Annotated in this window: 21 protein-coding genes; 13 read left to right on the top strand and 8 right to left on the bottom strand. The window is 70.2% G+C overall.

The features are described from left to right. Nucleotides 1-89: 89 nt before the first annotated feature. The 6 genes from AC07PR_RS03595 to AC07PR_RS03620 all read right to left on the bottom strand — a co-directional run bounded on the left by AC07PR_RS03595 (nt 90) and on the right by AC07PR_RS03620 (nt 7976). Nucleotides 90-554 carry a hypothetical protein gene (locus tag AC07PR_RS03595; protein ID WP_483106223.1) on the bottom strand — a complete coding sequence of 155 codons (465 nt, stop codon included), beginning with the start codon at nt 552-554 and terminating at the stop codon, nt 90-92. A gap of 15 nt (nt 555-569) precedes the next feature. Beyond that, on the bottom strand, nt 570-1115 hold the full coding sequence (locus AC07PR_RS03600) for a DUF3299 domain-containing protein (RefSeq protein ID WP_495134435.1): 546 nt from the start codon (nt 1113-1115) through the stop codon (nt 570-572). 145 nt (nt 1116-1260) lie between these two features. After that, the gene (locus AC07PR_RS03605) at nt 1261-2472 is read right to left on the bottom strand and encodes an ABC transporter permease (protein WP_495134436.1); all 1212 of its coding nucleotides are present in this window, start codon (nt 2470-2472) and stop codon (nt 1261-1263) included. Then, nucleotides 2469-3245, bottom strand: coding sequence for an ABC transporter ATP-binding protein (locus AC07PR_RS03610; protein WP_495134437.1), 777 nt, complete (start codon nt 3243-3245; stop codon nt 2469-2471). The genes AC07PR_RS03605 and AC07PR_RS03610 overlap by 4 nt, the downstream gene beginning before the upstream one ends. 29 nt (nt 3246-3274) lie before the next feature. Then, a complete protein-coding gene (gene msrA / locus AC07PR_RS03615; RefSeq protein WP_377155315.1) occupies nt 3275-3850 on the bottom strand; it encodes a peptide-methionine (S)-S-oxide reductase MsrA in 576 nt (191 codons plus the stop codon). A gap of 76 nt (nt 3851-3926) precedes the next feature. Next, entirely contained in the window at nt 3927-7976 is a 4050-nt protein-coding gene (locus AC07PR_RS03620; RefSeq protein WP_495134438.1) for a DUF748 domain-containing protein, read from the bottom strand. Between the two features lie 88 nt (nt 7977-8064). On the opposite strand from AC07PR_RS03620, the gene AC07PR_RS03625 reads away from it, so the two are divergent. Further along, nucleotides 8065-8832, top strand: a complete 768-nt coding sequence (locus AC07PR_RS03625; RefSeq protein WP_495134439.1) for a YdcF family protein — start codon at nt 8065-8067, stop codon at nt 8830-8832. 205 nt (nt 8833-9037) lie between these two features. On the opposite strand, the gene AC07PR_RS03630 is transcribed toward AC07PR_RS03625, so the two are convergent. Continuing rightward, nucleotides 9038-10591: a UbiD family decarboxylase domain-containing protein gene (locus AC07PR_RS03630; RefSeq protein WP_431286841.1), complete on the bottom strand. Its 1554-nt coding sequence runs from the start codon at nt 10589-10591 to the stop codon at nt 9038-9040. Nucleotides 10592-10898: 307 nt separating this feature from the next. On the opposite strand from AC07PR_RS03630, the gene AC07PR_RS03635 reads away from it, so the two are divergent. The 12 genes from AC07PR_RS03635 to nusB all read left to right on the top strand — a co-directional run bounded on the left by AC07PR_RS03635 (nt 10899) and on the right by nusB (nt 21053). Beyond that, nucleotides 10899-11750 (top strand): lytic transglycosylase domain-containing protein, encoded by an 852-nt coding sequence (locus AC07PR_RS03635; protein ID WP_431103340.1) that lies wholly within the window; start codon nt 10899-10901, stop codon nt 11748-11750. Between the two features lie 378 nt (nt 11751-12128). Next, the gene (gene glyA / locus AC07PR_RS03640) at nt 12129-13379 is read left to right on the top strand and encodes a serine hydroxymethyltransferase (RefSeq protein ID WP_377155318.1); all 1251 of its coding nucleotides are present in this window, start codon (nt 12129-12131) and stop codon (nt 13377-13379) included. 16 nt (nt 13380-13395) lie between these two features. Next, entirely contained in the window at nt 13396-13839 is a 444-nt protein-coding gene (gene nrdR, locus AC07PR_RS03645) for a transcriptional regulator NrdR (protein WP_067271194.1), read from the top strand. 206 nt (nt 13840-14045) lie between these two features. Further along, complete coding sequence (locus tag AC07PR_RS03650; RefSeq protein WP_495134440.1) at nt 14046-14627, top strand: GspH/FimT family pseudopilin; 582 nt, start codon at nt 14046-14048, stop codon at nt 14625-14627. Continuing rightward, nucleotides 14624-15175 (top strand): type IV pilin protein, encoded by a 552-nt coding sequence (locus AC07PR_RS03655; protein ID WP_495134441.1) that lies wholly within the window; start codon nt 14624-14626, stop codon nt 15173-15175. Before AC07PR_RS03650 ends, AC07PR_RS03655 begins: the two co-directional genes overlap by 4 nt. A 10-nt stretch (nt 15176-15185) precedes the next feature. Further along, nucleotides 15186-15959 carry a PulJ/GspJ family protein gene (locus tag AC07PR_RS03660; RefSeq protein WP_495134442.1) on the top strand — a complete coding sequence of 258 codons (774 nt, stop codon included), beginning with the start codon at nt 15186-15188 and terminating at the stop codon, nt 15957-15959. Beyond that, entirely contained in the window at nt 15956-17077 is a 1122-nt protein-coding gene (locus AC07PR_RS03665) for a hypothetical protein (RefSeq protein WP_495134443.1), read from the top strand. Before AC07PR_RS03660 ends, AC07PR_RS03665 begins: the two co-directional genes overlap by 4 nt. Next, a complete protein-coding gene (locus AC07PR_RS03670; protein WP_495134444.1) occupies nt 17074-17601 on the top strand; it encodes a type IV pilus modification PilV family protein in 528 nt (175 codons plus the stop codon). Before AC07PR_RS03665 ends, AC07PR_RS03670 begins: the two co-directional genes overlap by 4 nt. Before the next feature lie 139 nt (nt 17602-17740). Next, nucleotides 17741-18844, top strand: a complete 1104-nt coding sequence (gene ribD, locus AC07PR_RS03675) for a bifunctional diaminohydroxyphosphoribosylaminopyrimidine deaminase/5-amino-6-(5-phosphoribosylamino)uracil reductase RibD (protein WP_495134837.1) — start codon at nt 17741-17743, stop codon at nt 18842-18844. Between the two features lie 127 nt (nt 18845-18971). After that, on the top strand, nt 18972-20084 hold the full coding sequence (gene ribBA, locus AC07PR_RS03680; protein ID WP_495134445.1) for a bifunctional 3,4-dihydroxy-2-butanone-4-phosphate synthase/GTP cyclohydrolase II: 1113 nt from the start codon (nt 18972-18974) through the stop codon (nt 20082-20084). A 7-nt stretch (nt 20085-20091) separates the two neighbouring features. After that, complete coding sequence (gene ribH / locus AC07PR_RS03685) at nt 20092-20556, top strand: 6,7-dimethyl-8-ribityllumazine synthase (protein WP_377155325.1); 465 nt, start codon at nt 20092-20094, stop codon at nt 20554-20556. Continuing rightward, entirely contained in the window at nt 20553-21053 is a 501-nt protein-coding gene (nusB, locus tag AC07PR_RS03690; protein ID WP_377155326.1) for a transcription antitermination factor NusB, read from the top strand. Before ribH ends, nusB begins: the two co-directional genes overlap by 4 nt. A 102-nt stretch (nt 21054-21155) precedes the next feature. On the opposite strand, the gene AC07PR_RS03695 is transcribed toward nusB, so the two are convergent. After that, complete coding sequence (locus AC07PR_RS03695) at nt 21156-21680, bottom strand: hypothetical protein (protein ID WP_495134446.1); 525 nt, start codon at nt 21678-21680, stop codon at nt 21156-21158. Nucleotides 21681-21709: the final 29 nt, after the last annotated feature.

Here is a 21709-nt window from a genome sequence, read left to right on the forward strand (position 1 = left end):
TGCCGGCACGCCGCGACGCCGAAGGCATGCGCGAACGGCCCGGTCGCGCCGGGGGGCGCGCCTGAGCAAGGGCGGAATCGATGGAGGTGTCAGGCTCTCGGTGGCCCGCGAGCGCTCTTGCGCCACTGCTGCGCGAGCGTGGCGTCATGCGGCGGGTCGATGCCGGTGGGAATGTCCGGCGGCAGCGCGGCCCAGGCGGACGCCTGGACGATGGGACCCAGCACATGGCTGAGCTGGTCGAGCAGTTGGCAGTCGGGCGTTCCAGCCGCGTGACCGAAGCGCGGTGTGCTGCCTTCGTCCGTCGCCACGGTGGTGGCGTCGCCGCCACCGACATCGAACGTCACGTCGGCGCTAGTGTCGGTGACATCGACCGCCGCTTCAGCCGCCGCGGCCAGTGCTGCGACCGTGAACGCCAGACGCGAGGACGCGGCAGGCGATCCGTGCAGCGTCCGGTGCACCAGGCCGAGCGCCTGGAAGCCCATCACCGCGGCCACGCACAGCCAGATCCACCAGCGTTGCCGGCGGGCCATGGCGGTGGAGGTCGAACGGGACATCGGCAGCAACCGGCTTCAGCGCGTCGCGCGGACGGCGTCCGTCACGCGATAGAACATGCCGTAGGGATCGTCGTTGAGGACGGCCATCTGACCCTCCACGGTCACGACGTCCAGCGTGTAGCGCACCGGTGTCTTGCTGCGGACCTCGACCAGGCCTTCCGGTCCGGCCGGCACGCAGAACGAGCAACTCGTCGGCACCGACGACAGCAGGAAGTGGCTCTGCTTGTCGCCCGGCTCCAGCGGCATCATGAATCCCTGGACCTTCACCGTGCGCTGGTTCAGCGCCAGCACGCCGGACGGGAAGCTCGGGGTGACCTTGCTCTTGTCCGCCTTCACGGTGACCGAGGACAGCAGCTTCCAACTGACGACGCCCTCGACCTCCTGCAGCGGCTTGAAGGGGCTGCGCGGGTCGTGATAACCGGGGCCGGAGCCCATCGGGACCGCAGCGCCGGAAGCGGCCGGCGCCGCCTGCGCGAAGACGGCGCCCCCCATGACGATCGTCACGAGCGCGATCGCCGCCCGGCGGGCGCGCGTTGCAGCGGAGGTGATGCGAGTGCTCATCGAGGGCGGTGGCGTCAATGCGGCCTCAGGGCCGCGTGAAGCTCAGCATTGTGCACCGGCTCGGTGACCGCCCGAAGCAAGGTCCGGGCGAGCGGCGACCAGCGCCGGATCAGGCGGGCGGTCGGCCAAGCCGCCTCGGCGTCGCTCAGCGCGGCGTCTGCAGCAGTTCGGTGACGTCGAGCCGATAGCCGCGCCACGCCGGCCACGCCGCCGCAAGCACGGCCAGCCCGAGCGCCAGCGCCGGCACGAGCGCCTCCCACCCCGACACCCAGGCGCCGGAGATCCGCACCGACTGCTGCTGCGCAAGCACCACGCCCAGTCCCGCCGTCAGCGCATGGGCCAGGCCCAGTGCCAGCAGCGTGGCGAGTCCCGCCAGCATCAGCGCCTCCATCGCGATCAGCGCGGCCACGCGCGCCGGCGTGGCGCCGAGCATCCGCAGCATGGCGAGATCGCCCTGGCGCTCCCGCACCGCATGCAGCAGCGCCACCAGCACCGACAGGGCCGCCGCCAGCAGCAGCACGCCGCCGAACCCGCGCAACACATCGACTCCTACGCCGACCATGCTCAGCAGCCGCGCCGTTTCCAGCGCGGGCACCGACGCCTGCAGGCCCGGCTGCGCATTCACCCAGCGCGGCAGCATCACCGCGGCCAGCGGGCTGCGGTAGCGGACCAGCACCATGCTCACTTCCAGAGAGGCCTCGTCGTGAGGCGCAGCCTCGCCGTGCCCATGCGCCGCATGCGCCTCCCAGACGGACGCGAGGTCCGTCAGCACGAGCCGGTCGACCACGCCGCCCGTCGGCGCCAGAACGCCGACGACCTCATAGGCCTCCTCGTGCTCGTCGCCGCCGGACGCCAGTCCGTGCGTGCCGTGGAACCGGTCGCCCGGCTTCAACCCGGAGCGCCCCGCCACCTCGGCGCCCAGCACGGCCTGCATCGGCGCCTTCCAGGCTTGGCCCTGGGCCAGGGCGAGTTGATAGAGCGCCAGATAGTCGGCCGTCGTGCCGACGATGCGGAAGCCCTGGACGCTGTCGCCGAGCGAGATCGGCACCGCCTGCGCGACCAGCGGCTGCGCGCGCAGTTGCGACACGGTGGCCAGCGGGATGTTGCCGGTCGACTGGTCGAGGTGGAACACGCCCGCCAACAGGATCTGCATCGGGCTGCCCTTGGCGCCGACGACCAGGTCGAGGCCGCCGAGATCGCGCTTGAGGCCCTGCTCCATCTGCTCGCTGACCAGGACGACGAACCCGATCGCCGCTAGCCCGAGGCTCAGCAGCATCAGGTTGAGCGCCGTCAGCATCGGACGCGCCCAGAGGTAGCGCCACGCGAGGCGCGGCAGGTTCAACGGCGCGCGGCTCATGAGGTCGAGGTCGTCGATGTCACGGAAGAAGCGGCGCCCCGGCTCGGGAGGCGCAGTCGATACGGCTCGGGCCAGTCGACCCAGGCCGCCTCCACCCGTGCGTCATGCGAGGCGATCACCAGGTGCACGCCGTGCTCGGCGGCTGCGCGCCGCAACAGCGAGAGCGTCGCCTCGCAGGCCTCGTCGTCGAGGTTGGCGGTGGGCTCGTCGGCGATCAAGATGCGCGGCGCGCGCAGCAGCGCCCTGGCGAGCGCCACCCGCTGCGCCTGCCCTTGGCTGAGCGCATGCGGCCGGCGATGCTCCAGCGCGCCGACGCCGAGTTCATTGAGCAGGCGCCGGATGCGCGGAAGGTCCGGCGCCAGACCGGCCGCCACATAGGGCAGCGAGAGGTTGTCGCGCACGGTGAGCGACGGACTGAGGTGCAGCCGCTGCGGCACGAAGCCGAGGTACTCCCCGCGCCACGCGTCGCGCTGGGCGGGAGGCATCCGGGCCACCTCCATGCCGGCCAGCATCAGATAACCCGCCGACGGCGTCAGCAGCCCCGCCATCAGCGCGAGCAGGGTGCTCTTGCCGCTGCCCGAGGTGCCGCGCACCAGCAGATGCCCGCCGGCGGGCAGCGCGAAGTCCGGAAACTGCAGGTCGAGCTCGACGCCGAGGTCGACGCCCTGCCCCGACCGGCCCGCGCCGCCGTAGCGGAAGCGCAGCCCGTCGCAGGCGATCATCGGCCAGCCCTCCGGCCGCTCCGACGTCCTGGCCGCCTCGGCGGACTTCACGGCGCCAGCCGCCCCCGCCGCTTCCGACATCAGCCTGCCGCCTCGTCCTTCAGCAGTTCCTTGAACTTCTTGGCGAACTTGTCGACCTTGGGCGCGACGACGAACGCGCAGTAGCCCTGCTCCGGATGGTTGGCGAAGTAGTCCTGGTGATACGCCTCGGCGGGCCAGTAGTTGTCTTCGGGTTGGACCTCGGTGACGACCTTGCCGCCGTGGGCGCGCTGGGCCTCGTCGACGACCTGCCGGATCACGCCGAGCTGCTCGGGCCGCGTGTAGTAGATGCCGGACCGGTACTGCGTGCCGACGTCGGCGCCCTGGCGGTTCAGCGTGGTCGGGTCGTGGATGGTGAAGAAGACCTGCAGCAGGTCCTCCAGGCTGACGACCTGGGTATCGAAGCGCACGCGCACGACCTCGGCATGACCGGTGGTGCCGGAGCAGACCTGCTCGTAGTTAGGGCTGGCGAGCGGCCCGTTGGTGTAGCCGGACTCCACGCCGAGGACGCCCTTGACGCGCAGGAACACCGCCTCGGTGCACCAGAAGCAGCCGCCGCCGAGGGTGATGAGGTCCTCGCCGGGCTGGAGTTGGACGGGGTTCGGGGTGGTGGTCATGGCGAGGTCCTCATGAATCGGTCGGCCGGGTCACTTGTGGGCGGATCATCGGCGATCAAGCCCTGGCGCCACGGACTTACTGTGCGCTCAGCGCCAGATCCACGCGAGGCGACCAGGGCTTGTCCTTGTCGCCGCCACGCTCGTCGTCCTTCGCGTGCAGCTTCGGCGAGGCGAGGAACATGCGCGCATTCGGCACACCGCGCTCAAGCAACGCGTCGCGGACGGCGACCGCGCGCTGCAGGGCCAGCTCGCGCAGCTGCTCGTCGGTGACGGTGTAGCTGTCCATCAGCAAGTCGCGCATCTGCGCCGCCGGGATGTCCTTGGACAGCCCGATCAGGTTGCGCGGCTTGTTGGGCAGCTTGGCGTTGTCGTAGACGACCTTGAGCAGCCGCGCGCGTTGCGCGTCGTCGAGCACGATCGGCGCGGGGCCCGCGTCGGCGGTGCCGGACACGCCCGACGCACCCGAAGCGCCGGAACTGCTCGAAGCGGCCGCGCCAGGTGCGTTCACCGCCTGCGTGACCGACGCGCGCCGCAGTTCACGGCGACGCTCGGCGATCAGCGCGTCCTCCAGCCGGGCGCCCTGCGCCGCGCGGCGTTCCGCGTCGGGATCGACCCAGCCGGTGATGCTCAGCTGCAGCACCGGCTTGTCGGCCAGCACCTTCGTCAGCGGTTCGAGCTTCTTCGCCGCCTCCGGCTGCAGCGCCGCCGTGCCCGGCTTGAACTCGAGCTGGCTCATCTCGGCGCCACCGCCGCCGCCCGACAGCAGCGAGAACGGCGCCGTCAGCGCCTTCGTCAGCAGATTGACGATGAGCTTCACGACCAGGCCGCCGACGCTGAACTCCGGATCGTTGAGCGAGCCGCTGACCGGCAGGTTCACGTCGATGACGCCGTCGCTGTCCTTGAGCAGCGCCACCGCCAGCTTGACCGGCAGCCGGGTCGCCGTCGGGCTGTCGATGCGATCGCCGAAGGTCAGCTGATTGAGCACGATCTTGTTGTCGGCCTCCAGGCGACCGCCGGGCTCGATCTGGTAATGGACCCGTGTGGACAGCTTGCCGCGCTCGATCGCGTAGCCCGCGTACTTGCCGGCATACGGCGACAGCGGCGCGAGCTCGATGTCGGTGGCGCTGGCGGTGATGTCCAGCGCCAGCGGCGCGCCGCTGGGGTTCAACTGGCCGCTGATGTCGAGCAGGCCGGTGCCCTCGACCTTGCCCTTGAGCTGCAGCGGCGCCATCGCCGCCGAACCGGCCGAGAACGCGCCCAGCGTCCCTGTGAGTTCGCTGAGGTTGGCGCTGTAGTTGGGCTTGATGAAGCGGTCGTTGAAATCGACCTTGCCGCCGTTGACGCGGGTCTCGCCGATGCTGAGCCGCAGCGGCGGATCGCCGGCCGCGGACGAGGCCGCGCCGACTACCGGCGCAGTGCCGGTCGACGCCGTCGCCGGTGTCGGCGCCGACGTCGCGCGAGCCACCGTCGCCGCCACCGGCGCGGACGCCGCCGACGTGCCTGCCACGGCCGCCACGGCCTGGCCCTGCTCGGTCTGGTTCAGGTCGCGCAGGTTGAGGCGGCCCTGCTCGTTGATGATCAGGCGCGCGTAGAACTCGTCCAGCACGGCCTGCTGGATCTTCACGTCCGGCGCTCCGCCGGGCGCCAGCGCCACCCGCAGCCCGCCGAGCTTCAGGCCCTGCCAGCTCAACAGGTCCTCGGCCGAACGGCGTCTGCCGTCCTGCAGCCGCGCCTGGCGCAGCCGGAGGTCGGAGATCAGCAACTCGCCGTCGGCGCGCACCGACGGTCCCTTGGGCGTCTCGGTGAACTCGAAGCCGCCGCGCATCGACCCCTCGGCACGCTGCAGGTGGATGCCGATGGACGGATCGAGGTAGGGATCGACCCAGTGCAGCGGCAAGTGCTCGGCGCTCAGGCGTCCCGAGGCTGTCAGCGGCGTCAGCGCGAGTTGACCGTCCCAACGGAACTTCGGCACCTCGCGCGCGTTGCGGCGCGTGGCGTCGGGCCGGCGCAGCGTCGCTGCCAGTTGCACGGGCAGCGGCTTGCGCAGTTGCCGACCGTCCCAGTCGATGCCGGACACCTTCAGCATCAGTTCCTGAACACCGATCGGCCGGGCCGGTTCGTCGTCGAGCACATGCGTCGCCAGATCGAGCAAGGTTGCCTCGCCGCCTTCCACGGCGATCTCGGCAATCTGCGCGGTCCACGGCGCATCGTTCGCCGCTTTGGCAGCGGCCAGCTCGGGATGGTCCGGCGCGCTCAAGGTCAGGCGATCGCCGCGCCCTTCGGGTTCGCGTCGGCGTGAGGCAGTTGCTGCGCCTGTGGCGACTGCGGCGCCCTGCCCGCTCGCCGCGTGCGACGCGGCCGAGGCGCCCATCCAGGCGTCCCAGCTCCACTTGCCGGCCTTGTCGCGGCCCAGTTGCGCCTTCGGCGCCACCAGCGCCAGCCGGCCGGCCGTCAGTTGGCGGCTGTCCAGCGCGAGCTCCGCCTGGTCGAGGCTCAACTGCTTGAGCGCCAGCACCGGCTTCTTGCCGTCGGCGAGTTGAACGTCGTCGAGGCTGAGCGCCTTCAGCGACAGCTTGAGGTTCTCGCCCGCCGGTCCCGCGCTCACGGCACCCTGCGTGGCGAAGCGGCCCTGGACCGACAGCGGCGTCGCCGCCTTCAGATACGGCGCGAAGCCGTCCAGCGCGAGATCCTTCAGCGCCCAGGCGAGCGCGATGCCGGCCTTGCCGACCTCACCCTTGCCACTGAACGCCGCCGGAGTCTTCGCGCCTTCAGGCGACAGCGTCGCGGCGATCTCCACCGGCGCAGCCTTCGCGGCCAACGGCCAGCTCAGTCCGCTGCCCTTGACCGTCAGGCCGTCGACCGTCCATCGGGCCGCGGGACGGAGCGTCTGGTCGGTCCAGCCGACGCGACCGCCTTCCAGCGCCAGTTGCTGCACGCCGACCCGCCAGGGCGCCGCGCCCGCGGCGGATGTCTTCGCCGCATCGGAGGACGCCGCCTTCGGCGACGCGGCGACGGCCTTCGGCGCCGGCGTCGCGGATGCCGGCGTGGAGCCCGCGGACATCTCCGGCAGCCACAAGCGGCCTTGCGCGTCGCGGCCCATCAGCAGCTCCGGCTGCTTCAGCGTCACCGCGCCCAGCAGCACCTGCCGCTTGAGCGGCTGCACGTCAGCCAGCTCGACGCTCAGCGTCTGCCAGCGCAGCCAGTCCTCCCAATCACTGTCCGCCTTGCCGTCCGATCCAGCGTCCGCGCGCCGCTGCAGCGACAGCTCGCGCACCGACGTCCGGCCGCTGAGCTTGACCTCGGGCGGCTGCTTCGGCGGCTGCTTGAAATCCAGCGTCAGCTGCGAATCGACCAGGCCCTTGGCCAGCCGCATCGGCAGCTCCTTGGGCCAGTAGGCGCGGTACGCCGACAGGTCGAGCGCGTCGAGCTTGACCGTCATGCTCGCGCTGCGCGTATCGGCGAAGGGCTGTACCTGACCCTCGCTCTGGAAGCCGACGCCGTTCAGGCGTCCCGACAGACGCGGCTGCACATGCACCTCGACGTCCGCATCCAGCGTCGACAGGAACGGAATGCCCAGCTGCAGCGCCTTCAGCTCGTGGACCATGCCGGCGCCGCGGTCGTCCAGGCGGAATTCGCCGTCGGTCAGTTCGATGTTGTAGAGCGCCGCCTCGGCGGGGCCGTCGTCCGGCGTCGGCGTCTTCTTCGGCGAAGCGGCCAGCCTCGCGACGATGTCGTCCAGATCGGTCTTGCCATCGGGCAGCAACGCGACGCGCACCCGCGGCGACGCCACCGTCAGCGACGACAGCACCGGCGCCAGATGCCACAGCGATCGCGGCGACAGCACCGTGCGCACGCGCTGGACCTCGAACAGCGGCGGCGCGCCGGCCGTCGGACCGGCGATCTTCAGCTCGTCCAGCGTGAGCGCGAGCCGCCACGGCGTGAAGCTGGCCCCACCCAGCGTGACGGGACGCCCCAGTTGCTCCGAAGCGATGCGCACGCCCGCCCGCTCGATCCACATCGGCAGCGCCACCCAGGCCACGAGCAGCAACGCGACGACGAAGAGCACCAGACCCACGAACACACGCAGCGCGCGTCGCGGCCAGACGGGAAGAGCAGAGAAGAACACGGGAACAGCCGGCAAAACCCGGACGAGTCGTCAAGGAAGCTGATTATGCTGGCGGGCCTCAACACCTGACACCCATCCCCGGCTCTCGATGAACGACCTGATACATGCGGTCGCGGCCTTCCTGCTGCCGCCCACCGGCGCGTTTCCGCTGCTGCTGCTCGCGTGGTGGCTGCGGCACCGCCGCCGCTGGCTCTCCGGCGCGCTGTTCGCGACCGGGCTGATCGCCGTCTGGGTCGGCAGCACCGAGCTCGGCGCGCTGTGGCTGCAGGACCGTCTGCTGGGGCCGCAGCAGGCGGTGCGGGTCGAGCGCCTGAAGGACGTCCCGCCCAAGGAGACCCTCATCGTCGTGCTCGGCGGCGGCGCCCGCAAGCTGATGCCGGAATACGGCGGCGCCCAGCTCAAGGCCCTGTCGATCGAGCGGCTGCGCTACGGGATCTGGTTGTCGCGACGGACCGGCATCCCGCTGATGTTCACCGGCGGCACGCCACGCGACGCCTCGGACGAACGCATGACCGAAGCAGCGCTGGCCGAACGCACCGCGGCGCAGGAATTCGGCTTCACGCTCGCGGCCAAGGAAGACCGCGCCACCGACACGCGCGAGAACGCTCAGTTCACCGCCGAGCTGCTGCGCGGGCAGCCGATCCGGCGCGTCGTGCTGGTCACGCACGACGTGCACATGCGCCGCGCGCTGCGGGCCTTCCGCGAGGCGCTGCCGGCGGAGGTGGAGGTGTTCCCCGCGCCGCTCGGCCTGGCGCTGCCGGGGTTCGAATGGCGCGACCTGCTGCCCTCGCAGGAAGGCATCTCGCGGGCGCGTTATCTGGGTTACGAATGGCTGGGCTACGTCGGCGGTCATTGACGGCCCAAAGAGAAACCCCCTCCGCGCCGGGCGTGCCGGACGAGGAAGGGGTGGGCGGACCAGCCGCCTTTGGGGCTCCGTGGCGATTTGCCGCAGGGCTCCTGGCGCGCAGAGACTGCGCCAGAGGAAGTGCCGGAAAGGCCAGACAACCTTAGGTCCGCCTCCCGGTCCTTTCAAGCCGTGTTGCCCGGGAACCCGTAATTTCCTAGCCCCCGAACAAACGCTGATAGAGATCCGCCGCACGGGCTTTCTGCTCGGCTGGCATCTCGATCACGCGGCCCCATTCGCGCGGCGTCTCGCCCGGCCACTTGTTGGTCGCGTCCAGGCCCATCTTCCCGCCCAGCCCGCTGACCGGCGAGGCGAAATCCAGGTAGTCGATCGGCGTGCCCTCGACCAGCGTCGTGTCCCGCACCGGGTCCATGCGCGTCGTGATCGCCCAGATCACGTCCTGCCAACTGCGGATGTCGACGTCCTCGTCCACGATCACGATGAACTTCGTGTACATGAACTGGCGCAGGTAGCTCCACAGGCCGAACATCAGCCGCTTGGCGTGGCCCGGATAGGCCTTCTTGATCGAGATGACCGCCATCCGGTAGCTGCAGCCTTCAGGCGGCAGATAGAAGTCGACGATCTCCGGGAACTGCTTCTGCAGGATGGGGACGAACACCTCGTTCAACGCCACGCCCAGGACCGCCGGCTCGTCGGGCGGCTTGCCGGTGTAGGTCGAGTGGTAGATCGCGCCGTCGCGCTGGGTGATCCGGTTCACCTCGAAGACGGGGAACCAGTCCTGCTCGTTGTAGTACCCGGTGTGGTCGCCGTAGGGACCTTCCAGCGCGTGCAGGTAGCCGCCCTTCTCCTTCAGCGGGATGCCGTCCTCGCTGTGGCCGGTGAAGCCCGGCGCCGCCGGCGGGATGTGGCCCTCGAGCACGATCTCCGCCGTCGCCGGCACCTGCAGCATGCGGCCGGCCTCGCCGACGTTCGTGTCGGCGACCTCGGTCCGCGAGCCGCGCAGCAGGCCGGCGAACTGGTATTCGGACAGCGTGTCCGGCACCGGCGTCACCGCGCCCAGCGTCGTCGCCGGGTCGGCGCCGAGCGCCACGGCGATGGGGAACGGCTGTCCCGGATTCGCGATGCCGAAGTCGCGGAAATCCAGGGCACCCCCGCGATGCGCCAGCCAGCGCATGATCAGTTGCCGCTTGCCGATCAACTGCTGTCTATAGATACCGAGGTTCTGACGCAGGCGCGGGTTCGCGATCTTCTGCGGCCCCCGCGTCACCACCAGCCCCCAGGTCAGCAGCGGGCCGACGTCGCCGGGCCAGCAGGTCTGGATCGGCAACCGCTTCAGGTCGACGTCGTCGCCCTCGATCACCTGCTCCTGACAGGCCGGCCGCTTCACCAGCGACGGCTTCATGTCCCACAGCGCCTTGCCCATCTGCGCCAGCTTGCCCACGTCGCGCAGGCCGCGCGGCGGCTCCGGCTCCTTCAGCGTCGCCAGCAGCTGGCCGACCTCCCTCAACTGGGTGGTCGACTCGGCCCCCATGCCCAGCGCCACGCGCCGCGGCGTCCCGAACAGGTTCGCCAGCACCGGCATCCGGTAGCCGGTCGGCTGTTCGAACAGCAGCGCCGGGCCCTCCGCCTTGAGGACCAGGTCGCTGACGGCCGTCATCTCGAGCACCGGAGACACCGGCTCGGCCACGCGGCGCAGCTCGCCCATGGCCTCCAAAGCGCCCATAAAGTCACGCAGATCTCGGTACTTCATAACCAAAAGTATTTAAGAACATGGCCCATACGGTTGACGGGTTATTTTTGATCCATAGAATCGCGCCCTGCCCTGACCCCCAGGGTTATCCCGGTCTTCGCTGTGGGACGCGAAGCCGGTGTGCTGCCAATGGACGCTGGATCGCCCGTCTGTCGCATCAAGAGCCCGGAGCCCTCTGAGAGCCCTCCGAGCCGTCGACGACGCCCGAGCCGGCCCATTATCACCACCCCCAGGTGGGTGTCCCGCGAGTGAACGCTTCGAGCGGCTCGCCAGACACACACCGGGCGTGGTCGGAGAAAGGAGTCGCATGACAGCGCGTTCAGACCTGCTATCCCTGCCCCGCCAGGCGCAAGCCGCCCTGGTGCTTTTCGTCAAGGACATCGGCCAGGGCCTCCTGGTCGTCAGCCACAACACGCTCGCCCTGGTGGGCTTCGCCGTCGTCGCCGTCGGGCTGGTCTTCGCCAGCCAGGCCGACCTGCGCCAGCAACTGGAAGGCCAGGTGCTGGGTTGGCTCAATGCGCGCCACGAGGCGCGCGTCGAGGCCTCCGGCGACGTGCTCGCCTTGATGGCCGAGCCCGACGCGATCACCCGCGCCACCGCGGTGGATCCGAAGGAGCTCACCCGTCAGCAGGCGCTGGTGGCCAACTACCTGGCCAGACGCTACCGCGTCGCGCCGGAACCGGTCAGCCGCCTGGTCAAGGAAGCCTGGGAAGTCGGCCAGCGCGCCCGTGTCGAGCCGACGCTGATCCTGTCCATCATGGCGATCGAGTCCGGTTTCAACCCGTTCGCCCAGAGCGCCGTCGGCGCCCAGGGCCTGATGCAGGTGATGACACGCGTCCACGACGACAAGTACGAGGCCTTCGGTGGCAACCTGGCCGCCTTCGACCCGGTCACCAACCTGCGCGTCGGCGTGCAGGTGCTCAAGGAGTGCATCCAGCGCGCCGGCAGCCTCGAGGAAGGCCTGCGCCGCTACGTCGGTGCCGCCAACCTGCCCGACGACACCGGCTACGCCTCGCGCGTGCTGGCCGAGCAGGACCTGCTGAAGGCCGTCGCCCAGGGACGCAACGTCAGCCCCTCGGCGCCGCGTCCGATCCGCGAGCCGGCGTCCGCGCCGGCCTCGACCGGCGAGCAGGTCGCCATGACCGCCGTCATGCGCTGAACGGCCGTTCCGCGACCTCGATCAACGGGTTCCACGGGAACCCGTTTCTCATTGGGCGAAGCCGGCGACCCCTCTGCCGTGGGAACAATGTCACGAGATGCCCGGCGCCCCTCGACGGTGCGGCTACACTGCGGGCTTCGCGCAACTGGCGATCAGGGCGCCCTGCCCGGAGACGGATCGGTCTCCGCACAGGCGTCGCCCGAGGTGGGCCACCACCGGGAAGCGCGAACGGCCGGGGATCTCCCTGGCTGTCCGTGCCGTTCGCCTGGGCCGCCGTCGTTCCGTCCTCCGTCGCCGGGTCGCTGTCATTCCAGAAGAATGGCGACCACGCCGATGCGTTGCCGGCCGGGCGGCGCCAACCCTTGAGCCGACATCATCATGTTTGACCGCACCCAACAGACCCTCGCCAACGTCGACGCCGAAGTCTTCGCCGCCATCCAGCAGGAGACCCGGCGCCAGGAAGACCACATCGAGCTGATCGCCTCGGAGAACTACACCTCTCCGGCGGTGATGGAAGCCCAGGGCAGCCAGCTGACCAACAAGTACGCCGAGGGCTACCCCGGCAAGCGCTACTACGGCGGCTGCGAGTACGTGGACATCGTCGAGCAGCTGGCGATCGACCGCCTGAAGCAGCTCTACGGCGCCGAGTTCGCCAACGTGCAGCCCAACAGCGGCTCGCAGGCCAACCAGGGCGTGTTCTTCGCGCTGCTGCAGCCCGGCGACACCATCATGGGCATGAGCCTGGCCGAAGGCGGCCACCTGACCCACGGCATGGCGCTGAACATGAGCGGCAAGTGGTTCAACGTCATCTCCTACGGCCTGGACGCCAAGGAGGCGATCGACTACGACGCGATGGAAGCGCTGGCGCGCGAGAAGAAGCCCAAGCTGATCATCGCGGGCGCGTCGGCGTACTCGCTGCACATCGACTTCGAGCGCTTCGGCAAGATCGCCAAGGAGATCGGCGCCTACTTCATGGTCGACATGGCGCACTACGCCGGCCTGATCGCCGCGGGCGTCTACCCGAACCCGCTGCCGCATGCCGACGTCGTGACCTCGACGACGCACAAGAGCCTGCGCGGCCCGCGCGGCGGCATCATCCTGACCAACGACGAAGCGATCGCCAAGAAGATCAACTCGGCGATCTTCCCCGGCATCCAGGGCGGCCCGCTGATGCACGTGATCGCCGGCAAGGCGGTGGCCTTCAAGGAAGCGCTGACGCCCGAGTTCAAGGCCTACCAGCAGCAGGTCGTCGCCAACGCCAAGGTGCTGGCCGACACGCTGATCGAGCGCGGCCTGCGCATCGTCTCCGGCGGCACGCAGAGCCACGTGATGCTGGTGGACCTGCGCCCCAAGAACCTGACCGGCAAGGAAGCCGAGGCCATCCTGGGCGCGGCGCACATGACCTGCAACAAGAACGGCATCCCGAACGACCCGCAGAAGCCGATGGTGACCAGCGGCGTCCGCCTGGGCACGCCGGCGATGACCACGCGCGGCTTCAAGGAGGAGCAGGTCCGCAAGACCGCCCACCTGATCGCCGACGTGCTGGACAACCCGCATGACGAGGCCAATCTGGCCCGCGTGCGTGAGCAGGTGGCCGAGCTGACGCGTCAGTTCCCGGTCTACCGCTGAGCGGAGTCCGCGGCGCATGCGATGCCCGTTCTGCGGTCACGGCGACACGCAGGTGTCGGAGACCCGGGAGTCCGACGAAGGCGACGTGGTGCGTCGCCGCCGTCGCTGCCAGTCCTGTGACAAGCGCTTCACGACCTACGAGCGCGCGGACATCGCGCTGCCGATGGTCGTGAAGAAGGACGGCACGCGCGCCGAGTTCGACATGGGCAAGCTGCGCGCGTCGATGACGCTGGCGCTGCGCAAGCGGCCGGTGAGCATCGAGCAGATCGACGCGGCGCTGGAGCGCATCCAGGAGAAGCTGCTCAGCACCGGCGTGCGCGAGATCCCGTCGACCAAGCTGGGCGAGCACGTGATGCGCGAGCTCAAGCGCATCGACAAGGTCGCCTACGTGCGCTTCGCCTCGGTGTACCGCTCGTTCGAAGACGTCGACGAGTTCCGGCAGCTGATCCGAGACATCTGAGGTCGCGGGACGCCGCGCGTGTGCGGCACTGAAGTCGTGCGTCATTGACGCGGCCTTCACGGACTTTTCAGGCGCATCCCCCGCGCATCCCCCAAGCATCCCCCAAAAGCCGGCCCCCTTCAGCGGGCCGGCTTTTCCCTCCTGAAGGCGAAGCGCAACGGCCGCCGTCTCCCTAGAGTTCCTGGCAACTCTTCGGGAGATCTTCCTTGCAGCCCTCCGCTTCCCCGTTCCCCTGCCATCGCCCCACCGCCCCGCGCGGCATCAGCCTCATCGAGGTGCTGGTCAGCGTCGCGCTGGTCGTGCTCGTGGCCCTGCTCGCCGGGCCGGACCTGCGCGACTGGCTCTGGCGCCAGCGACTCGCGAATGCCGCGCAGGCCGTCCTCGGCGATCTCCAACTGGCTCGCAGCGAGGCGATCCAGGGCTCGCACAACGTGAGCCTGCGCTTCGGCGGTGATGAATCCGCCGTCAGCGGCAGCGGCCGCTGCTACGTGCTGCACACCGGCGCCGCCGGTGGCTGCGACTGCCACCTGGATGCACCACCCACCTGCCGCGCCGACGCGCAGGCGATCAAGCAGGCGCGCTGGGTGCGAGACCGGGGACGGCCGGAGGTCACGGCCAACGTGCCCTCGATGCTGTTCAGCGGACGCCAGGGGACCGTGTCGGTCAGCGGCACGGTCGAGGTCCGCATCGCCAGCATCGGCACGGTCCGTCACATCGTGAGCATCACGGGCCGCGTGCGCAGTTGCACGCCCGATGGCGCGCTGAACCGCCTGCCGAGGTGCGCATGACGCCGCTGATGACGCCGCTGACGCCGTCGTCGGTGAAGCCGCCGATGAAGCCCCGCATGACAGCGCGAACCAACGTGCGAATGAACATGCGAAAGGACATGCGAACGGGCATGCGAGAAAGCAAGCCACTGGGCCGCCGCGGTTTCTCGTTGATCGAGATCCTGACCGTGCTGGCGATCGTTGCCGTGCTGGCGGCGCTGACGCTCCCCGGTTTCCGCGATCAGGTCATGAAGGGCCGGCGCGCCGAGGCGCGCGAGGCGCTGCAGGAGATCCAGCTCGCGCAGGAGCGTTTCCGCTCGCGCAGCCCGCGATACGCCGACCGCCTCGAAGACATCGAGCAGCCCGCGACGACGAAGGGCGGGCTCTATCGGCTGCGCCTCGTCCAGGCCGACGCCACGCGCTACCGGGCCGAGGCCGTCGCGCAAGGCAGCCAGTCCGCCGACCGTCGATGCCGCGTGCTGACGCTGCGGCTGGAGCTCGGCGCGGTCTACACCACCGGATTCGACGAGCAAGGGGTCGAGCAGGCAGACGCCTGCTGGCCACAGTGACGGAACCAGCATGACGAACCACCTCTGCCAAGGCTTGATTCGCAGTTCGACACGAGGATCCGCGCGAGGATTCACGCTCGTCGAATTCATGATCGGACTGACGATCGGCCTCCTGCTCCTCGCCGGAGCGTTCTCGATGGCGGGCGTCCAGCTCGGCGAGCACCACCGGCTCATGCTGGAACTGCAGGTCCAGCAGGAACTGCGCGCCACCGCCGAACTCCTGCTGCGCGACCTGCGTCGCGCGGCGTTCTGGGACCGTGCGCAGGACGGCGTCTGGCAGGACGATACCGACGCGCCGGTCCGCAATCCCTACGCGGATCTCACGGTCGAGGACGCCGGCCGGCGCCTGACCTACAGCTTCGCCCGGGACGGGAGCGCCCCCGGCGGCGGGAGCGTCCGCGAGACCTCCGGCTTCCGCTTGAACGATGGTCGGATCGACCAGTTGATCGCGGGCCGCTACCAGCCGCTGACGGATCCCGACCTGCTGCGCGTGCGGCGGCTGGAGGTGCGACTCGCGTCGCAGGCGTATCCGTTGGGGGACGCGTGCGACCCGGCCTGTGCCTCCGGTTCCGGTTCCGATTCGGGCTCGGGCTCGGGCTCGGGCTCGGGCTCGGGCTCGGGCTCGGGCTCGGGCGCTGGTGGCGGCGCCTGCCCGCCGACCTTGTCCGCGCGCCTGGTGACCTTGACCGTCGATGCCGAGGCCGTGCATGACCCGCGCGTCAGCCATCACCTCGAACTGCTGAGCCAGTTGCACAACCACGCGCTCTCGGGAGCCTGCCCATGACCCGGCGGAACGAGCGAGGCCTGGGCACGCTGGCGATGTGCATGGTGCTGCTGGGCGTGCTGGCACTGGGAGCCGCCTGGGCGGCGCGGCAGTTGGCGACGGCGCAGCGCGTGGCGGCCAACGACCTGCGGGCCGCCACGGCGTCCGAGGCCGCCGAGTCCGGCATGGCCTGGGCGGTCGCCATGCTCAACGGCGGCGCCATCGACGAGGCCTGCCGGCCTGCGACGGCTCGACCAGCGGTCGACGGCGCGACATCGTCTGACTTCCGCGGCCGATTCCTGCTGATCGGCGCCGATGGCTACTATCACGCGCCAGGTTCGCCGCCAGCCGCGCCAGCGTCGCCAGCGTCGCCAGCACCGGCCGCATCGGCAACGCCGGCCTGTGCGAACTCCGGGCCCCTGCGTTGGTCCTGCCGCTGCGGCGCCTCCGGCAACGCGGATGCGGGCGGACCGCGCGCCGACGGCGAAGCGCAACCGCAGTTCAGCATCCGCTTCGCCGACGCGGGTGGGCCGGGCCAGCTGAAGCTGATCGCACGCGGCTGCAGCGACCGCCGGACGGACTGCGACGATGTCTCCAACGGCCCGATCGGCGTGGCCGAGTCCGCCCAGCATCTGGCGCTCCTCAGCGCCCTGCGCGTGCCGCCTCCGTCCGCCCTGGTGGAGGGGCCGGGGAGCTTTCTCCGGGTCTTCGGTTATCCGCCGGGACGCTATCGCGACCAGCCCGCCATCACCCGACTGCGCTGTGGCGGCGATTGCGACGGCTCGCTCGCCCAGGCGCTGGCGCGCGGGCGCCGCCTGATCTGGATCGACGGCGACGCGCACCTGTCCCAATGGCCAGCGTCGGCGCTCGACGGCACGCCGCTTGTGCTGATCGTCGACGGGCGGCTGGACCTCGCCGCTCCCGGCCATCCACAAGGCGTGCTCTACGCGCGGGACGGCGTCGACTGGCACCCGCCTGCCGGCATGCCGACCTCGCTGCGCGGGGCGGTGGTCAGCGATGCCCGTGTCGACAAGGCGGGCTCGGTCGAATTGATCCATGACGCCGCCGTCCTCTACCGCATCCATCGACAGATGGGCAGTTTCGTACCGGTCCCTGGCGGCTGGACACCGACACGATGAAGTGCCTTCCCCAATCCCTTGCCCGATCCCTTCGCCATCCTCGATCCGGTCGCGCCCGTCGCCATATCGGCAGCGGATTCACGATCGTCGAGGCGCTGGTCGCGCTGGTGTTGCTGTCCATCGGCGCGGTGGCCCTCATGACGTTGCAGGCCCGGCTGCGCGTGGCCGCAGACGAGGCACGCCACCAGGATCAGGCCCTGCGCCTCGCCCACAATGAACTCGAGCGCTGGCGCTGGCAGCCGGGCGGCCCCTCCCCCGCGCTGTCATGGGAAGGACCGGACATCGAGTTCGCCATCGCGGGCCGCGCGGTGCCCGCGGCCGACGCGCTGGACCGCGGCGCCGACGAGGGCGCGCCGGAGGCCGGGGCCGGCGCCGTCACGCCGCCGCTGCGACCTGTGCAGGTGCGCGTGCAGTGGACGGATCGCACCGGACGGTCCCGGTCCGTCACCCTCGAGAGCCTGCTCCCCCTCACCGATCCTGCCCTCTCCGGCCTGCTGCAACTCCCGCCGGGATCGCGCCGCTAGACTCCGCGCCATGCAAGACGTCCGATCGCCCGCCCTGCCGCCCGAACCGCCCTCCGGCCTGCCGTCGGCCACTGCCTCGGGTGCGTCCGGCGCCTCCGCCGCATCCAGCACCTCCACGCCGCCGCGCGACGACCGTTGGATGACCGAGGCGGTGCGCCTGGCCCACGACGCGGTCGGCCTCACCGACCCCAACCCCCGAGTGGGCTGCGTCATCGTCGACGGCGAGGATCGCGTGCTCGGCCAGGGGCACACGCAGGCCGCCGGACAGGCCCACGCCGAGGTCATGGCCTTGCGCGATGCCCAGGCCCGGGGTCAGGACGTGCGCGGCGCGACCGTTTACGTGACCCTCGAACCCTGCGCCCACCATGGCCGCACCCCGCCCTGCTGCGACGCGCTGATCGCGGCCGGCGTCGGACGGGTCGTGGTCGCGCTCGGCGACCCGAACCCGCAAGTCGCCGGTCAGGGCCTCGCGCGGATGCGCGCCGCCGGCATCGCCACGGAGGTGCTGCCGACCGACCACCCGTCCGCCGTCGAGGCGCACGAACTCAACATCGGTTTCCTGACCCGCATGCAGCACGGACGCCCCTTCGTGCGGATGAAGATCGCCGCGTCGCTCGACGGGCGGACCGCGCTCTCGAACGGCGTCAGCCAATGGATCACCGGCCCCGAGGCCCGGCGCGACGGCCACGCCTGGCGGCGTCGTGCCGGCGCCGTGCTGACCGGCATCGGCACCGCGCGCGAGGACGATCCGCGCCTGGATGTCCGGGACGTCGACACCGTGCTGCAGCCGCAGCGCGTGTTGATCGACTCGCGCCTGGAGCTGTCCCCGGACGCGCGCCTGCTGGCGCCGCCCGGGCAACTGCTGATCTATCACGCCCTGGCCGAGCCGGGCGAGCGTGGCGCCGCGCTGGCGTCGCGCGGGGCGGAGCTGGTCTCCGTCGCCGACCCGACCAGGGGCAAGGTCGACCTGGGCGCGGCGATCCGCGACCTGGGCCGACGCCAGGTCAATGAGCTCCACATCGAGGCCGGCTACAAGCTCAACGGCTCGCTGCTGCGGGCCGGACTGATCGACGAATTGCTGATCTACGTCGCGCCGATGCTGCTGGGCGAGGGCCGCGGCGTGGTCGACCTGGGCGGTCTGACGACGCTCGACGGGGCGCCGCGCTTCCGGATGGTCGACTGCCAGTCCGTCGGGGGCGATCTGCGGCTGAGACTGCGGCCGCTCGCCGCTTCATCGACCTAGCGACTTCATCGACTTCATCGACTTCAGCCGCATCGGGCGCGTCGGCCTGGCAGCGCCAGGATCGCCCGACCTTCCCGAGGAACCCCGCGAGTCCGACCACCGGGCCGCCCCGCCTACAATCGCACCCATGCCTATTTCACCGATTCCCGAGCTGGTCGCCGAGCTGGCGGCCGGCCGCATGGTCATCCTCGTCGACGAAGAGGACCGCGAGAACGAGGGGGACCTCGTCCTCGCCGCCGACCACGTCACGCCGGAGGCGATCAACTTCATGGCCAAGCATGGCCGGGGCCTGATCTGCCTGACCCTGACCCGCGAGCGCTGCGAGCAGCTGCAGCTGCCGCCGATGGCCACCCGCAACGGCACCAAGCACGGCACGGCCTTCACCGTGTCGATCGAGGCGGCCACCGGCGTCACCACCGGCATCTCCGCCGCCGATCGCGCGCGGACCGTGCAGGCGGCGGTCGCCAAGGGCGCGGTCGCGTCGGACCTCGTGCAACCGGGCCACATCTTCCCGCTGCAGGCGCAGGACGGCGGCGTGCTCATGCGCGCCGGCCACACCGAAGCCGGTTGCGACCTGTCGCGCATGGCCGGCCTGACGCCCGCCGGCGTGATCTGCGAGATCATGAACGACGACGGCACCATGGCCCGTCTGCCGGATCTGGAGATCTTCGCCAAGGAACACGGCCTGAAGATCGGCACCATCGCCGACCTGATCGAATACCGCAGCCGCAACGAGTCGATCGTGCAGCGCATCGCGCAGCGTCCGCTGGACACGCGCGAAGGCCGCTTCGACTGCCACGTCTTCCGCGACCGCTCGAACAACGTGCACATGGCGCTGGCGCTGGGCCAATGGCAGCCCGACCAGGAGGTGCTGGTGCGGGTGCACGAGCCCTTCTCCGCGATGGACCTGCTCGACGCCGGCCGATGCGGCCACAGCTGGCCGCTGCCGCAGGCGCTGGCGGCGATCCAGCGCGAGGGCTCCGGCGTCGCGGTGCTGCTGAACTGCGGCGAGGACGCGGACGCGCTGCTGGCGCGCCTGCAGCCGGCCGCGTCGGAAGATTCCCGTCAGACCATGGACCTGCGCACCTACGGCGTCGGCGCGCAGATCCTGCGCGAACTCGGCGTGCAGCGGATGAAGCTGCTGGGCAGCCCGCGCCGCATGCCGAGCATGACCGGCTACGGGCTGGAAGTGACCGGTTTCCAGGCCGCCCAGGCCGGTGCCAACGACAAGAATTGCTGAGGACCGCATGCAAGGATCTGACAAGGGTCAGTCGACCCGATTGGACGGACGGGGCCTGCGCGTCGGCATCGTCCAGGCGCGGTTCAACGACGAGTTGACGACGGCGCTGGCCAAGGCCTGCCTGGGCGAACTCGCCCGTCTGGGCGTCCAGGACGCCGACATCCGCCACGTGACCGTGCCGGGCGCGCTGGAAGTGCCGGTGGCGCTGCAGGCGATGGCCGTCAGCGGCAGGTTCGACGCGCTCGTCGCGCTGGGCTGCATCATCCGCGGCGAGACCTATCACTTCGAGCTGGTCGCCAACGAGAGCGGCGCCGGCGTGACGCGCCTGACGCTGGACCACCGCCTGCCGATCGCCAACGCGATCCTGACGGTCGAGAACGAGGAACAGGCCTGGGCGCGGGCCGAAGACAAGGGCCGCGATGCCGGGACCGTTGCCGTCGAAATGGCACAGCTGCTGAAAGAACTCAAGTGAACACCAAGGACAACACCCCCGCCGGCAAGAGCGCAGGCAAGCCGGGCGCGAAGAAGGCGCCGGCCAAGTCGGCGCGCCGCCGCTCGCGCGAGCACGCGCTGCAAGGCATCTACCAGTGGCTGGTGACCGGCGACGACCTCGGCGTGATCGACGCGCACACGCGCGAGCAGGACGGCTTCGAGAAGGCTGACCGCGGTCATTACGACAAGCTCTTCAACGGCGCGATCGAGGAAGCGGCCGATCTGGACGCGGTGCTGGCCCGCCACGCGGACCGCAAGACGACCGAGCTGTCGCCGATCGAGCACGCGATCCTGATGATCGGCGCGTACGAGCTGAAGAACTGCATCGACATCCCGTACAAGGTCGCGATCAACGAGGCCGTCGAATTGGCCAAGTCCTTCGGCGGCACGGACGGCCACAAGTACGTCAACGGCGTGCTGGACCGCGCCGCGATCGACCTGCGTCCCGTCGAGGTCAAGGCCGTCCGCGGCAACTGATCTCCACCCCCGGCATGCAAAAGGCCCGGATGGCGTTTGCCTCCGGGCCTTTGTCATTGAGGGTCAATCGCAAAATTCTGAGCCACCGCTGCCACGCGGCGGTCAAGGAGCCTCCGGCGTCGGCGTCGGTGTTGGTGTTGCCATCGCATGCTGGGGCTCCGTGGGAAGGCTGAAGGTGATGTGCGTCCTATCCACGACGCGGGCACCGACCCAGCCCAACGTGGAGACCATACCAACCAACAGACAGCCGATCACCCAGCCGGCACCGCGTTGGAACGCCTGCGTCTCCAGCGCCTTGTCAACCTTGCCGCCCAATACGTCAATCTTGTCCGACAAGGTCTTGAACGAGCCATCTACCTTGTCTTCCAGGCGGTCCATCCTCGTCTCGATCCTGTCTATCCGCAAGTCGATGCCGTCGATGCGAGCATCGAGCGCGCCGAAGGCCGTCTTGAGACCGGACACGTCCGACGAGAGCTGATCCAGCCGGTCCAGGACAAACCGTTCCTGGTACACGGACCAACCATGTTCTCGATGACCCGCGTGGCGACCTGACTTGCGGGACTTCGGCGAGTGGCGATGGGGAATGAAGGGCGTGGCGGCGCCGGGGGAAATCGTGTGTGCCTGCATGTTGGAGAGATCCAGTTGTTGAGCAGGCG

The sequence above is a fragment of the Roseateles sp. GW821-FHT09H11 genome, assembly GCF_059415845.1.

Excerpts from the sequence above, each read along its gene's own strand:
- AC07PR_RS03600 (WP_495134435.1), bottom strand. The coding sequence starts at position 1,115 with ATGAGCACTCGCATCACCTCCGCTGCAACGCGCGCCCGCCGGGCGGCG.
- AC07PR_RS03655 (WP_495134441.1), top strand. The coding sequence starts at position 14,624 with ATGACGCCGCTGATGACGCCGCTGACGCCGTCGTCGGTGAAGCCGCCG.
- AC07PR_RS03660 (WP_495134442.1), top strand. The coding sequence starts at position 15,186 with ATGACGAACCACCTCTGCCAAGGCTTGATTCGCAGTTCGACACGAGGA.
- AC07PR_RS03665 (WP_495134443.1), top strand. The coding sequence starts at position 15,956 with ATGACCCGGCGGAACGAGCGAGGCCTGGGCACGCTGGCGATGTGCATG.
- ribD (WP_495134837.1), top strand. The coding sequence starts at position 17,741 with ATGACCGAGGCGGTGCGCCTGGCCCACGACGCGGTCGGCCTCACCGAC.
- AC07PR_RS03625 (WP_495134439.1), top strand. The coding sequence starts at position 8,065 with ATGAACGACCTGATACATGCGGTCGCGGCCTTCCTGCTGCCGCCCACC.
- AC07PR_RS03595 (WP_483106223.1), bottom strand. The coding sequence starts at position 554 with ATGTCCCGTTCGACCTCCACCGCCATGGCCCGCCGGCAACGCTGGTGG.
- AC07PR_RS03670 (WP_495134444.1), top strand. The coding sequence starts at position 17,074 with ATGAAGTGCCTTCCCCAATCCCTTGCCCGATCCCTTCGCCATCCTCGA.
- AC07PR_RS03635 (WP_431103340.1), top strand. The coding sequence starts at position 10,899 with ATGACAGCGCGTTCAGACCTGCTATCCCTGCCCCGCCAGGCGCAAGCC.
- msrA (WP_377155315.1), bottom strand. The coding sequence starts at position 3,850 with ATGACCACCACCCCGAACCCCGTCCAACTCCAGCCCGGCGAGGACCTC.
- ribBA (WP_495134445.1), top strand. The coding sequence starts at position 18,972 with ATGCCTATTTCACCGATTCCCGAGCTGGTCGCCGAGCTGGCGGCCGGC.
- nrdR (WP_067271194.1), top strand. The coding sequence starts at position 13,396 with ATGCGATGCCCGTTCTGCGGTCACGGCGACACGCAGGTGTCGGAGACC.
- AC07PR_RS03605 (WP_495134436.1), bottom strand. The coding sequence starts at position 2,472 with ATGAGCCGCGCGCCGTTGAACCTGCCGCGCCTCGCGTGGCGCTACCTC.
- AC07PR_RS03630 (WP_431286841.1), bottom strand. The coding sequence starts at position 10,591 with ATGAAGTACCGAGATCTGCGTGACTTTATGGGCGCTTTGGAGGCCATG.
- ribH (WP_377155325.1), top strand. The coding sequence starts at position 20,092 with ATGCAAGGATCTGACAAGGGTCAGTCGACCCGATTGGACGGACGGGGC.
- AC07PR_RS03695 (WP_495134446.1), bottom strand. The coding sequence starts at position 21,680 with ATGCAGGCACACACGATTTCCCCCGGCGCCGCCACGCCCTTCATTCCC.
- glyA (WP_377155318.1), top strand. The coding sequence starts at position 12,129 with ATGTTTGACCGCACCCAACAGACCCTCGCCAACGTCGACGCCGAAGTC.